Below are 13,257 nucleotides of genomic sequence, written 5' to 3'. Positions count from 1 at the left end.
CGGCCACGAATGGCCGGTATAAACCGCATCAGTGGGCGATAAAGTGACGAACAAGTGAGGGAGACGGACGGTCGCAGGCGTCGAAACCCATACCACGTTACCTCTACTGCCCCTCGTCCGTGACCACGCCCCCATCGAACCGCTACCTTTTTGCCACAAATCGCTGTATTTCCATGCGCTTGGGGCGCAGATCCCGTCCAGGAACTGTGATGGCTCGGACATTGCAACTGACGTTGCGACGTCCGACCTGTGGAGTGCGTTGCCGAAAAGGCCGCAGGGCATTGAACGAGATTGGTGCAATTTGCGTAACGGACGTCCGATGGAAGTGTATCTGGCGCAACCGCGCGGCTTCTGCGCGGGCGTGGTGCGTGCGATCGAGATCGTGGAACGGGCGCTGGAGAAATACGGCCCCCCGGTCTACGTGCGCCATGAGATCGTGCATAACAAATACGTCGTCGAGAGCCTGAAGAGCAAAGGCGCGATCTTCGTCGAGGAACTCTCCGAGGTTCCGCCGAAAGCGGTGACGGTCTTCAGCGCCCATGGTGTCGCCCGCAGCGTCGAGGAAGAGGCCGCCGCGCGCGATCTTCCGGTGCTCAATGCCACCTGCCCCCTGGTCACGAAGGTTCACAATCAGGGGAAGCGCTACATCGGCAAGGGCCGCACGCTGATCCTGATCGGCCATGCCGGCCACCCCGAGGTCGAGGGCACGATGGGCCAGGTCCCCGGGCCCGTTCTGCTGGTCCAGAGCGTCCAGGATGTGGCGGAACTGAGGCTGCCGAGCGATGCGCCGGTGGCCTACATCACCCAGACCACCCTGTCGGTCGACGACACCAAGGATATCATCGCGGCCCTGCAGGCCCGCTTTACAGACATTCAAGGTCCGGATATCCGGGATATCTGCTATGCGACACAGAACCGCCAATCTGCGGTAAGGGACTTGAGCAAGCTGGTCGACGTGATCCTGGTGGTGGGCGCTGCCAACAGCTCGAACTCGAACCGGCTTCGCGAAATCGGCACCGAGGCCGGCGTCGCGAGTTATTTGATTGCCGACGGCAGCGAGCTCAATCCGGATTGGCTCAAGGATGCGAAGGCCGTCGGCATTACCGCGGGCGCTTCTGCGCCCGAAGTTTTGGTCGACGATGTGATCGAGGCTCTGCGGCGGATCGGACCGGTATCGGTCTCGGTCGTTCCGGGCCGAGAAGAGAATATCGAATTCCGGCTGCCAGCCGAACTGACCGCGGGCTGATCTGAACCCACATCCCTTTGATAAGTGCAGAAAGAAACGTGTAATGGCCATCCCCTTCTTCAAGGAAATGCGTATCGGCGGCTATTTGCTCAAGCAGAAACTGCTTGGCCGCAAGCGCTATCCGCTCGTGCTGATGCTGGAGCCGCTGTTTCGCTGCAACCTCGCCTGCGTCGGCTGCGGCAAGATCGACTATCCCGACGCGATCCTCAACCGCCGCATGACGGCGCAGGAGTGCTGGGACGCCGCCGACGAGTGCGGTGCGCCGATGGTCGCGATTCCCGGCGGCGAGCCGCTGATCCACAAGGAGATCGGCGAGATCGTGCGCGGCCTCGTCGCGCGCAAGAAGTTCGTCTCGCTCTGCACCAACGCGCTGCTGCTCGAGAAGAAGCTCGATCTGTTCGAGCCTTCGCCGTACCTGTTCTTCTCCGTGCATCTCGACGGCCTGCGCGATCACCACGACAAGGCGGTGTCGCAGAAGGGCGTGTTCGACCGCGCCGTCTCCGCGATCAAGGCGGCTAAGGCGCGCGGCTTCACCGTCAACGTCAACGCCACCATCTTCGACGGCCATCCGGCCGAGGAGATCGCGAAATTCCTCGACCTCACCGTCGAACTCGGTGTCGGCGTCTCGATGTCGCCGGGCTACGCCTATGAGCGCGCCCCGGACCAGGAGCACTTCCTCAACCGCACCAAGACCAAGAAGCTGTTCCGCGACGTCTTTGCCATGGGCAAGGGCAAGAAGTGGAATTTCATGCATTCCGGCCTGTTCCTGGACTTCCTCGCCGGCAACCAGGAATACGAGTGCACGCCGTGGGGCATGCCCGCGCGCAACATCTTCGGCTGGCAGAAGCCCTGCTATCTGCTCGGTGAAGGCTACGCGAAAACCTTCAAGGAGCTGATGGAGACCACCGACTGGGAAACCTACGGCACCGGCAAGTACGAAAAGTGCGCCGACTGCATGGCCCATTGCGGCTACGAGCCGACGGCTGCGACCGCAGCCCTCAACAACCCGCTGAAGGCGATGTGGGTGTCGCTGCGCGGCATCAGGACCACCGGCCCGATGGCGCCGGAGATCGACATGTCCAAGCAGCGCCCGGCGCAGTACATCTTCTCCGAGCAGGTGCAGAAGAAGCTCTCGGAGATCCGCCGCGACGAGGCAGCGGCCGCCGCCGCCAAGCAGCAAGCGAAGGCCTCGACCGCCGCCTAAAGCTCGATGTGAGCGAAAGCAGAAACATGAAAGCCCCGGTTCAGCGAACCGGGGCTTTTTTCCTGGATCAGGATGCCGCCTGCTTTTCCAATCTCGTGCGCAGAAGCAATTTCTCGATCTCGGCGGCGCGCGGCGCGCTGAGTGTGCCACGCTCGATCCCGAGCGGGACATTGCGCAGGGCGAGCTCGCGATACAGCGCGCCGGAGGGAGGAAAGCGCTCATCCAGCGCCCGGAGGTGCTTGAGGATCGTTCCGACGTCGCCGCGCGCCACGCAGCCGCCCATGCCGTTGGCGAGGCCACCGTCGAGAACAGCCGCGACAGTCCCGCGCAGCAGCGGCATCATCGCGCGCAACGCGTCGGCCTCGCTGGCGCCAAAGCTCTTCCAGAGCTCGACGCCTTCCTTGAGCAGCGCGATCAGGAACGGACCGACGTAATATGCCGACGCATGATAGAGCGCCCGCGCACCGGCCGGCAGCGCCAGCGGTTCACACCCGATGCGGGTCGCAAGCAATTCCAGGTCGCGCCTGAAGTCGCCCTCTGCCTCGATGCCGACGGTGCATCCGCGCAACCCCTCGAGCGCGACGTCGGGATTGGCGAACATCTGCATTGGATGAAATCCGCCGGTCGCGGCGCCTGCGGATTTGGCCTGAGCGAGCGCGGCCAGTTCAGTCGCGCCGCTGCAATGAACCACGCGGTGACGCGGCTCCCAGCACAAGTCGTGGCAGACCGGCAGGATCGCGTCATCGCTCACGGTGAGGAAAACCATGTCGCAGCTGTCGACGACCTGCTGCGCGTCCGTCATCGGCCTTGCCGACGGGATGCGGGATCCGAGCCGCTGCGCGGCATCGGCACCGCGGTTGTAGAACGCCGCGACATTCAGCCCCGCGCGGGCGAACGCCGGCGCGAGCGTTTGCGCCACGCGGCCGGCGCCGATGAAGCCGATCCGCAACGCCGCGAACGCCGTGCTCATTGCGCGTAGCTTCCGTCGATGCGGTCGAGCCTGCGCCGCAGCGCCGGCCATTCCAGCAGACCGTACCCGGCCTGCAGATTTTGCGCCGCTTCATTCAGCACCGGATTGGTGTCGCGCTCATTGTCCAGTGTGATCTCGGTGCCGGCAAAGCAGGTCACCGTGTTGCCGATCGCCATCTCGGTCGGCACATGCAGCGGCTGGCCGCAGCCGAGCGCGTCGACCTGGATCCGGCAGGCCTGCTCCAGCCAGTAGATCGCATTGAACGCCTGCGGAATTGTGTTGCCGCAAACCAGCAGGCCATGATTGCGCAACACCAGCACGTTGTTGCGGCCGAGATCCGCGACGACCCGGTCGCATTCGTCCCGATCGATCGCCGGCCCCTCGAAATCGTGATAGCCGATCCGACCGTGAAACCGCATCGCCGTCTGCGACAGCGGCAGCAGCCCCTCGGCAAGCGTGCTGACGGCGGTGCCTGCCCTGGTGTGGGTATGCAGGACGCACTTCACGTCAGGTCGCGCGCGATGGATCGGGGCGTGCAGATAGAAGCCGGCCACGTTGACGTTGTAGCCATGGTCGGGCTGCAGCAGGGCGCGGCCCTCGATGTCGATCTTGACAAGGCTCGACGCGGTGATTTCCTCGTACAGCATGCCATAGGGATTGATCAGATACTGATCGTGATGGCCCGGGACCTGTGCACTGATGTGGTTGTAGATCAGGTCGGTCATTCCGTAGAGCGCCACCAAGCGGTAGCACGCCGCAAGATCGACGCGGGTTGCCCACTCCTGTTCTCCCACGACGGCCCGGATATCGTTGACGGCACAAACTTCGATCTGACGCATAACTTGGCCCCTCAGTGACGGATGACGGAGGCGCGCTCGACGATACGGCTGAGGTCTTCCGACGATGGAAGCCCGCCGAATACCTGTATCCCGTCCGCGCCAAGCCTGGATCTCACGAACAGACCGGCGGCAGCGGCGTCGCCATGCCTCAGCATCTCGGCGGCCTGCAGCGCATGTGCCATGCGGGTGACGAGCGCTCTCGCGTGCCCGTCGTCCGGATATCGTGCACGCAAGCGATCGGCGCGATCGTCCGTGCTTCGGTCATAGACCGGATTGAGGCCCCTGCTCGCACGCAACTCGTCAACGAATGCGTCCCGGCAATTCGCATCGCGTTGCATGGCGCGCAAAACGTCCATGCACATCATGTTCGAGGTGCCTTCCCAGATCGAGTTCAATGGCGCCTCGCGATAGAGCCGGGCCATCGGATTCTCCATGATGAAGCCGTTGCCGCCATGCACCTGCAGGCATTCATAGGTGAAGGCCGGCGCGCGCTGGCAGTTCCAGAACTTCATCACGGGTGTCGCGACCCGCCAGCAATCGCTCGTGTTCGCTTGTCTGCAGGCCGTCGGTTGCACGCGCGACCCGAAACGCGCCTAGCATCGCCGCCTCGCTCTCGAGCGCGAGGTCGGCGAGCACGTTGCGCTGCATCGGAAGCTCGGACATCGGCTTGCCGAAGGCGGTTCGGGTTTGCGCGTGGTTGAGGGCGAGGCTCAGCGCCTGGCGCATCAACCCCGCGGAGCCGACCGCGAAATCGAGCCGCGTCAGATGGGCATGCGAAAGGATTTCCGAGATGCCACGGCCCTCTTCGCCAACCAGGATCGACCACGTATCGTGGTACTCGATCTCGCTCGATGCGTTCGAGCGGTTGCCGCATTTGTCCTTCAGGCGCTGTATGTAGATACGGTTGGCGCTACCGTCCGGCAGCAGGCGCGGCACGAACAGGCAACTGACGCCGGACTGGGTGCGTGCCAGCGTGTAGAAACCATCGGCCACCGGCACCGAGAAGAACCATTTGTGGCCGGTGATCGCATAGATCTCGCCATGCGCGCCGCGCTCGACGAAGCGCGCGGTGGTCTGGGTCTCGCGCAGATCGGAGCCGCCCTGCTTTTCGGTCATGGCGTAACCGATGACCGCGGCGCGCTTGGCCTCGATCGGAAGCCGCCGCGGATCGTAGTCCGCCGCCAGCGTTCGCTCCCGCCACAGGTTGAATTGCGGCTTGCCGGAGAACCCGGCGATCGCGGCGTACGCCATTCCCGTGGGGCAGCCGACGCCGTTCTCGATCTGATTCCAGAGATAGCTCAGCGCCGCGCGCGCCAGATGGCCGTGTGGTTCGCGCGTCGACCAAGCGAGGCTATGCACCTCGCTCCGGAACGCCAGCGCCATCAATTGATGCCAGGCCGGATGAAATTCGACCCAATCATTGCGGTTGCCATACCGGTCATGGGTCAGGAGCTTCGGCTCGTGCTCGTTGGCCAGCCGTGCCGCCTCCTGCACGGATTCGCTGCCGGCATGGGCTCCGAGCGCGGAAAGCTTGTCTTTCGCCCACGGCGCGATCGTGGCGATCAGGCCACTCAACGCGCGGTCGTCGTCGAATGCATTGAAGCCGCGCGCGGGCCACGCCTGATTGCGCACGTCATGGGTCGCAAACCGAGCGGCTTTCGCTTCAGCGACGGCAACCGGCCGGGCGCTCGCGTTCATGCGGAGACTCTCGATACAGGGGTGAGTTCAGGCGTCGCGTGGCGAAACAGCATGCGCGCGGAAAGCCCCGCGATCGATTGCGCGATCGCCTTCGCCGCGTCGGAATCAGGGGCCGCTTCGGGCGCAAGGGGACCAACCAGCGCCTCCATGAAGGCGCCGGTCACGCAGGATGCCGCGACGTTCGCGTCAATCTCGACGAACTCGCCGCCGGCGATGCCGCGCCGGACCAGCCTTGCGATCTGATCGGCCAGGGCCGCCCGGTATTTCAGGCGCGCCGCGTCGATCTCGGGTTCACAGGGCTCGGCGATCAACGCGTAGGCCAGGCGGCGGCCGCGCATCGCCCGGACCGAGAAGGTGTAGATCGCATCCACCAGACATTGGGACACCGAGCCTTCCGCCTCGACGATCGCGGCGACCACGGCCACCTCGCGCTCAGACACCAGGCCGAGCACCTGCGCGTACAGGTCCGCCTTGGAGTCGAAGTAGCGATACACGCTGCCGGTGGCCACACCGGCCCGTGAGGCGATCAGGGCGATCTGGGCGTCCTTCCAGCCACTCAGCGCCACGGCCTCCCTGGCGGCATCGAGAATGCGCGCTTTGGTTTCGACCAGCTGGTTGAGACGAACCGCAGCAATTGCCATAGTGAACCTTAGTTCATGAATAAAGGATCATAGTTCACTCTCGGACGAATAGGCCGTAGCTGTCAAGTATCGAGCAGGCGCCCTGCGGCCGTAGGGCCGTTCCCGGGGCGCCGGCGCGCTGCTGGCGTAGAGGCTGGAGGCGCGACCCACGGACGCGAGGAACAGCGATACGGGGGTCTCACCGCACAGCCGACGCGCAAGTCCCCGCTGACCGCGCGGAACCGGAACAGCGTGGGATCAGACGAAACCTTCACGCACCAAAGCAAAAGGCCCGATCGCGATGCGACCGGGCCTTTGTTTTGAGCTTGATACGCCGAGAAACCCATTCCCGGGCCGGCGGAGGATCAGGCCGCCTTCGCCGTGATCAGAACGTCTTCCACCGGCATCAGCACGTTGTTGCCGAGCAGGAAGCCGCGGCAGCTGCGCAGCGAGCGCAGCGCGCGGTTGAAGTCGATGCCGGTCGAGACCAGCGCATGCAGCGTCCGTGGATTGCGCGCGATGCCGCGCAGCACCTTGCGCAGGTCGATGTCGCCGTTCGGCTTCACCGCGGATTTCGCAAGTTCCGGTAGCGCCCGGTGCGCGGGATCGCTGATTACGCGTAGCGCGGCAAACGGAATGCCGGCCTTGGCCGCATAGGCCGCCGCGATATGGCTCTCCATGTCGACTGCGGCTGCGCCCGTCATCGACCGCAGGGCGGCCTTGCAGGCCTTCGCCGCGATCACCTCTTCCACGCCGGCGAGACTGCCGCGGACGATCCTGCGGCGCTTCAGCGCGGCGCTGGCGATCATCTCTTCGTTCAGCGCGGATGCGGCCAGGAAGCGGGTATCGCCCGACATCACCTCGGTCGCGACCACGACGTCGCCCGACTTGAGCGACGGATCGAGCCCGCCGGCCACGCCGAACGAAATCACGCCACGGAAGGTGGTCGGATCCAGCGTCGCCAGCAATTCACGCAGTTGCTGTGGATCGCTCGAACTGCAGATTACGATCATGCCGGGGCCTGCCGCGATGCGGGCCTCCTGGACCAATCCAGTCACAATCAATACCGGCCGAGGATCAATTCTACTGCCCACGGTCTCGGCGGCCCCCGCCTCAACAGTCACATTCCGACCCCTACCACCCTGCTGTTGGTGTTCCGCAAGTTCCGATACCGCGCCAACGCCCACAGCGGAAAGAACTTTGGGTAACCATGATAACGCAAGTAAAATACCCGCGGAAACCCCGTAGCTGTGTATCGCCGCTCGTCCCACAGCCCTTTTTCCGTCTGTGTTGCCTTTAGGTACTCCACCCCCCGCGCAACAGCGGGATTTTCGACTTCTCCGGCCGCCATCAATCCAAGCAAAGCCCATGCCGTTTGCGAGGAGGTCGACGGCGCAACTTCATAACCCTTGTAGTCCAGCCGGTAGCTGACCGCGTCCTCGCCCCAGCCGCCGTCCTCGTTCTGGATCGAGGCCAGCCAGCCGACCGCCTTCCGAATCATCGGGTCGTCGCGATCGACCCCTGCGACGTTTAGCGCCGAGAGCACCGACCATGTTCCGTAGATGAAGTTCATGCCCCAGCGGCCGTACCAGGAGCCCTCGGCAAGCTGGGTACGGCGCAGATAGGCGACGCCGTCGGCCATCGTCTTGCTGCTTTCGACGGTCTCACCGAGTTGGCCCAGCATCGAGATGCAGCGCGCGGTGACGTCCTCGGTCGGCGGATCGAGCAGCGCGCCATGGTCCGAGAACGGGATGTTGTTCAGGTAATATTCGAGATTGTTGACGTCGAAGGCCGCCCAGCCGCCGTCGTCGCTCTGCATGCCCTCGATCCACTCGCGGCCACGCGCGATGGCCTCGTCATATTCCCTGGTTCCGGTATGACGCCGCACGCGATCCATCGCCATCACGACCACCGCGGTGTCGTCGAGATCGGGATAGTGGTTGTTGTTGTACTGGAACGCCCAGCCGCCCGGGCGGACGTTCGGCGCCTTGACCGCCCAATCGCCCTTCAGCTCCAGCACCTGGCGCGGCTTCAGCCAGTCGAGGCCCTGCCTGGCCTTGGCAAGGGTAGCGTCGCCGCCCGCTTCCTGCAGCGCATGACAGGCCAGCGCGGTATCCCACACCGGCGAGACGCAGGGCTGGCAATAGGCCTCGTCGTCGTTGATCACGAGCAGCTTGTCGATGCCCCGCCGCGTGATCGCGCGCGGCGGAAAGTTCTCGTCCTTGCCGAGCGCGTCATACATCATGACGATGTTGGCCATCGGCGGATAAATCGCGCCCATGCCGTCCTCGCCGTTGAGCCGCTCCTCGATGAAAGCGAGCGCAGTATTGATCGCGCGCTTGCGCAGGCTCTTCGGAAATAGCGGCTCGATCACGCGCAGGATCGCATCGAGCGAGCGGAACAGCAGGAACCAGGCCATGCTCTGGTGCGGCGCCTTCGCGGTCATGCCGATCGAGCGCGGATCCTGCAGGAACAGCTCGTCGATGCCGACGCCCTTCGGATTCTTCGCGCGCGGCTTCAGCGCGGCGATCACCATCAGCGGCACCATGGTGGTGCGCGCCCAGTAGGAAATCTTGTTGAGGTGGAACGGCGACCAGAACGGCAGCAGCACGATCTCGATCGGCAGCACCGGCACCGCGCGCCAGGTCACGACGCCGAACGTCGCCAGCAGGAAGCGCGTGAAGACGTTGCTGCGCACCGCCTCGGGCATGGATCGCCTCGCGCGCGCGCACCATGTGCGGCGCATCGACGGAGTCGCCGATCATCTTGAGCGCGAAGTAAGCCTTCACGCTGGCGCTCATGTCGAACTCGCCGTCGTGCACCAGCGGCCAGCCGCCATGGGCTCCCTGCACGCGACGCAGGTAATTGCCGATCTTGGCTTCGAGCACCGTGTCAACGGGCTCTGCGAGATAGTGGCGCAGCAGGACGTACTCGGCCGGAATCGTGCAGTCGGCCTCGAGCTCGAACACCCAATGGCCGTCGGACTGGCGATAGCCGAGCAGCGCTTCGGTTGCCTTGGAGATGCTCTTCTCCAGCGCGACCGGGTCGACTGCAACGCTGTGATCTCTCGCAAGCATTTCGCTCGATATCCTCTTCATCGCGGGCCGGCTGATCGAAAGCCGCGGCCGCTCCAGAGCTGATCCGATTGCACCGGATCAGCTCTTGTCCTTTTGTTCAGTCGCGTTTGCTTCACGCGAACCGGTAGCCACTTCGCTCGAAAACGCGCCAACAGGTCGAATCTAACGTCTGGCCAGAACCAGATCGGCAGCGCGATCGCCGGACCGGACCGATCCCTCGATGGTTGCAGGCAATCCCGTAGCAGTCCAGTCGCCGGCGAGGAACAGGTTTTTCAGCGCAGTGACCGGCCCCGGGCGCAGGGCATTCTGGGCCGGCGTGGCGGCAAAGGTGGCGCGGCGCTCGCGCACGATCTGCCAGGGAGGCAGGTCGCCGGAAACCCCCAAGGCCTCGCAGATTTCCTGCCAGATCGCCAGCGCGAGCTCCTCGCGCGGCATGTCGACCAGACGGTCGCCATTGCTGATCGTCACGGAAAGCCGGTTGGGGAACGCGAACAGCCATTCCACCACGCCGCCGATCACGCCGAGGATCGGCGCCGAGCCCGGCGGCGGTGTGATCAACGCGGAAATGCGCGTTCACGATGGCGCGGAATTCGGTCGGCGTCTTCAGGCCCGGCAGCAGGCTGGCGGCCGCGCGCGGCGGCACCGCCATCACGACGGCGTCGTCGGCTCCCAGCGCGACCTTGTCGCCATTACCAAAATCAAGCTCAGTGATGCGGCCACCCGACATGCCGAGCGCACGCAATTCGTGACTGAACCGGACGCTGTGGCCGCGCTCCTGCAAGAACTTCACGGCAGGCTCGATCAGCACCGCGCTGAGACCGTCGCGCGCGATCAAGGGACGGCAGGCCTGCCCTCCCGCGAGCAGCGTCTCGCGCACGATCGCTCCCGCGAGCCCCGCCGAGCCCTCGGGCGGATCGACGTTGAGCGCCGCGAGCAGCAACGGCTGCACCAGACGGTCATACAGCGTGCCCTTGCAGGGAATGGTGTTGCCGACCAGCGCGCCGGTGCCGGCCCAGGCCAGCGGCGCTAAGGCAAGATAGTCGCGCAGGCTGGTGTCCGGGACGCGGCGCGTCTCGTCGAACACCCACAGCGGCAGGCGGGAATCGCCGAGGTCGAGCTGCCAGCGCCGGCCGCTGGCAAGATCGACGAACGGAAACTGCGCGCTCTCGGGGCCGACGAGACCCGCCTCGGTGCCGATCGCGCGCGCATAGGCGCGCGCATGGCTGTTGCCCGACAGCAGCAGATGATTGCCGTTGTCGATGGTGAGATTGGTGGCACCGTCGAAATAGGAACGGCAGCGGCCGCCGGCCTGGTGCGTCGCCTCGTGCACGGCGACCTTGAAGCCGGCATTGGCGAGCCGCACAGCGGCGGAGAGGCCGGAAATTCCAGCACCGATGATGTGAACGGTCTTTTGCATCAGATGATCGCGTAACGAAGAAGGATGCCGATCTTGGCGGCCTTCGACACACGCACCGGCTCGCGCGGCGCGGTGAAGCCGCGCGCGATCAGCAGGTCCAGAATGGAATGATAGTATTTCGACATGATCCGCGGCGCGCGCACCGCGCGGCGCTTGTTGCGGTTCATGATCTCGTCCGACTTCTCGAAATGCACCTTCGCGCGCTCGGCCAGCGGCGCGCACACTTTCGGCAGCGCGCGGTCGGCGGTGACGCGGGCCGGATCGTTATTGGTGATGCCGGCATGCAGCAGCGCCTCGCGCGGCAGATAGAGCCGGCCGAGGCCCGCATCCTCGTCGATGTCGCGCAGGATGTTGGTGAGCTGCAGCGCGCGACCGAGATGGTACGCGAGCAGGATGCCGTCTTCCTCGGGCATGCCGAACACCCGCACCGACAGCCGCCCCACGGCGCTGGCGACACGGTCGCAGTAGAGATCCAGCGTCGCCATGTCGGGCGCGCGGATGTCCTGCGGCACATCCATTTCCATGCCGTCGACGATGGCGAGGAAATCCTCGCGCTTGAGCCCGAAGGTCTTCACCGAGGCGACGTAGTCCTTCAGCCGCGGCGGCGGATGGCCCTGATAGAGCGCGTCGATGTCGTCGCGCCATTGCTGGAGTGCGGCGAGCCGCTCCTCCCGCGGGCCGTCGGAATCGGCGATGTCGTCGACCTGGCGGCAGAAGCTGTAGATCTGGAACATCGCTTCGCGCTGGTCACGCGGCAGGATGCGCATCGCGGCATAGAACGAGCTGCCGGACGCGGTGCTTCCGTAATTTGCGTTGGCCGCCGCCTCAACGCTCATGCGCCAGCCGCCGATTTGGAGACCGCACGCCGTCCGGTCGCACGCCGCGCCGTCTCGCCGGCGACGCCGCCAAGGCTCTGCAGCAGCAGTTCGAGCGGGCTCAGATGCACGCGCTCGCTGAGCGGATCGCGCACCTTCAGCATGTTGACGATCTTGTCGGCGAATGCCTGGATCACGGAGATTTCGAGCCCCAGCCTGAAATCCTTCACCTCGGCGGCGAGCGACTTGCTCTGGTCGAGCAGCGCCTCGGTACGCACGGCGAGCGCCTGCAGGCATTTGAGCAGGGCCGGCTGCGACTTCGTCTCGCCGAGCATCTCGACGGTCGCGCCCGCGGCGACCAGGGCATCGCGCGGCAAATAGACACGATTCAGGTTGCGGTAATCCTTGCCGCAATCCTGCAGGTGATTGTTGATCTGGAGCGCCGCGCAGAGCGCGTCCGATGCGGCCCAGGTCGAGGTGCTCTCGCCATGGACGTCGAGCATGAAGCGGCCGACGGGCATCGCCGAGTATCGGCAATAGTGGATGACCTCGTCCCAATTCTCATAGCGCAGCTTGGTCACGTCCATGCGGAACGCCACCAGCACGTCGAGCGCGTGCCGCGGCGGCATGCCGCGCTCGGCGAAGGCGCGGCGCAGATTGACCGCTTCCTTCTGGGTGTCGCCATTGCCAAGCAGCTCGGCCTCCATGAGGTCGAGGTAGCGCAGCTTCTCCGCAGGCTGCAGGGTCGCGTGGTCGGCGATGTCATCGGCGGTGCGGACGAAATTGTAATAGGCCAGGATCAGGGCGCGATGACGCGGATGAATGATCCAGGACGCGACGGGAAAATTCTCGTCGCGGTGGGTCTTTCCGGATCGCAGGTCGCTCGCGGTGGTCATGGGAAATTTGGGCTACACTGGTCATGGCACGACGCAGGCGCGAAAGGTCAGCGCATGCGGGGGATTTGCGAGCCCCATATAGGGGAATATGCCACCAAAACCAATGCTGTCCGTGACCGCCAGCATATGAAGCCCGTGGCCGGCACAAATGCCGAGCACGGGCCTTGCGGCGATCCATGGGGCCCGAACCGGCCTTACTGGCCGTGGGTCTTCAGCACCTGGTCGCAGGCGGCGCTGATCTTGCTACGGTTCTGCTGCAGGCAGGCGAGAATGGTGAAATCGCCCTGATCGATCACGGCGCGGCAGTGACGCTGCACGTCGCGCGTGCAGGCCTTCTGCTCATCGGGTGTCCCGCGCGTCTGCTGGGCGAAGGCGCTGGACGAGAGCGGGATCGACAACAGGGCAAGAGCCAAGAGAAATTTACGCATCGTATTCCTTCATTTCCGACAGCAGAAAATCTGTTCCCGAAAAGCGC

11 protein-coding genes and 2 pseudogenes are annotated in these 13,257 nt (G+C 64.8%); 2 read left to right on the top strand and 11 right to left on the bottom strand.

Annotated elements, in window-relative coordinates; all coding sequences use genetic code 11:
* Positions 1-319: 319 nt before the first annotated feature.
* Positions 320-1,246, top strand: coding sequence for a 4-hydroxy-3-methylbut-2-enyl diphosphate reductase (ispH, locus tag RX327_RS13810; RefSeq protein WP_317250597.1), 927 nt, complete (start codon positions 320-322; stop codon positions 1,244-1,246).
* A 43-nt stretch (positions 1,247-1,289) separates the two neighbouring features.
* The gene (gene hpnH / locus RX327_RS13805) at positions 1,290-2,450 is read left to right on the top strand and encodes an adenosyl-hopene transferase HpnH (RefSeq protein ID WP_317250596.1); all 1,161 of its coding nucleotides are present in this window, start codon (positions 1,290-1,292) and stop codon (positions 2,448-2,450) included.
* A gap of 67 nt (positions 2,451-2,517) precedes the next feature.
* Here hpnH and RX327_RS13800 read toward each other — a convergent pair whose 3' ends face one another.
* The 11 genes and pseudogenes from RX327_RS13800 to RX327_RS13750 form a co-directional block, all read right to left on the bottom strand.
* Positions 2,518-3,420 carry a Rossmann-like and DUF2520 domain-containing protein gene (locus RX327_RS13800; protein WP_050387131.1) on the bottom strand — a complete coding sequence of 301 codons (903 nt, stop codon included), beginning with the start codon at positions 3,418-3,420 and terminating at the stop codon, positions 2,518-2,520.
* A complete protein-coding gene (locus RX327_RS13795; protein WP_050387132.1) occupies positions 3,417-4,259 on the bottom strand; it encodes a class II aldolase/adducin family protein in 843 nt (280 codons plus the stop codon). The genes RX327_RS13800 and RX327_RS13795 overlap by 4 nt, the downstream gene beginning before the upstream one ends.
* Before the next feature lie 11 nt (positions 4,260-4,270).
* Positions 4,271-4,771, bottom strand: coding sequence for an acyl-CoA dehydrogenase family protein (locus tag RX327_RS13790; protein WP_317250595.1), 501 nt, complete (start codon positions 4,769-4,771; stop codon positions 4,271-4,273).
* Entirely contained in the window at positions 4,728-5,957 is a 1,230-nt protein-coding gene (locus RX327_RS13785) for an acyl-CoA dehydrogenase family protein (protein WP_202814569.1), read from the bottom strand. Before RX327_RS13785 ends, RX327_RS13790 begins: the two co-directional genes overlap by 44 nt.
* Positions 5,954-6,598, bottom strand: a complete 645-nt coding sequence (locus tag RX327_RS13780; protein WP_050387133.1) for a TetR/AcrR family transcriptional regulator — start codon at positions 6,596-6,598, stop codon at positions 5,954-5,956. Before RX327_RS13780 ends, RX327_RS13785 begins: the two co-directional genes overlap by 4 nt.
* Before the next feature lie 344 nt (positions 6,599-6,942).
* Positions 6,943-7,701 carry a phosphorylase gene (locus tag RX327_RS13775; protein WP_410712160.1) on the bottom strand — a complete coding sequence of 253 codons (759 nt, stop codon included), beginning with the start codon at positions 7,699-7,701 and terminating at the stop codon, positions 6,943-6,945.
* A pseudogene (gene shc, locus RX327_RS13770) lies at positions 7,698-9,654 on the bottom strand (squalene--hopene cyclase). The gene RX327_RS13775 and the pseudogene shc overlap by 4 nt, the downstream one beginning before the upstream one ends.
* A gap of 162 nt (positions 9,655-9,816) precedes the next feature.
* Positions 9,817-11,071 (bottom strand): annotated as a pseudogene (gene hpnE / locus RX327_RS13765) (hydroxysqualene dehydroxylase HpnE).
* On the bottom strand, positions 11,071-11,907 hold the full coding sequence (hpnD, locus tag RX327_RS13760; protein ID WP_317250594.1) for a presqualene diphosphate synthase HpnD: 837 nt from the start codon (positions 11,905-11,907) through the stop codon (positions 11,071-11,073). Before hpnD ends, hpnE begins: the two are co-directional and overlap by 1 nt.
* The gene (hpnC, locus tag RX327_RS13755; RefSeq protein ID WP_317250593.1) at positions 11,904-12,782 is read right to left on the bottom strand and encodes a squalene synthase HpnC; all 879 of its coding nucleotides are present in this window, start codon (positions 12,780-12,782) and stop codon (positions 11,904-11,906) included. Before hpnC ends, hpnD begins: the two co-directional genes overlap by 4 nt.
* Positions 12,783-12,976: 194 nt before the next feature.
* Positions 12,977-13,210 carry a hypothetical protein gene (locus tag RX327_RS13750; protein ID WP_028331722.1) on the bottom strand — a complete coding sequence of 78 codons (234 nt, stop codon included), beginning with the start codon at positions 13,208-13,210 and terminating at the stop codon, positions 12,977-12,979.
* Between the last annotated feature and the right edge of the window lie 47 nt (positions 13,211-13,257).

This window comes from Bradyrhizobium sp. BEA-2-5 (assembly GCF_032918025.1).
GTDB lineage: Bacteria > Pseudomonadota > Alphaproteobacteria > Rhizobiales > Xanthobacteraceae > Bradyrhizobium > Bradyrhizobium pachyrhizi.
Note: the sequence above shows the minus strand (reverse complement) of the source record. Positions and strands in the feature narration are given on the sequence as shown.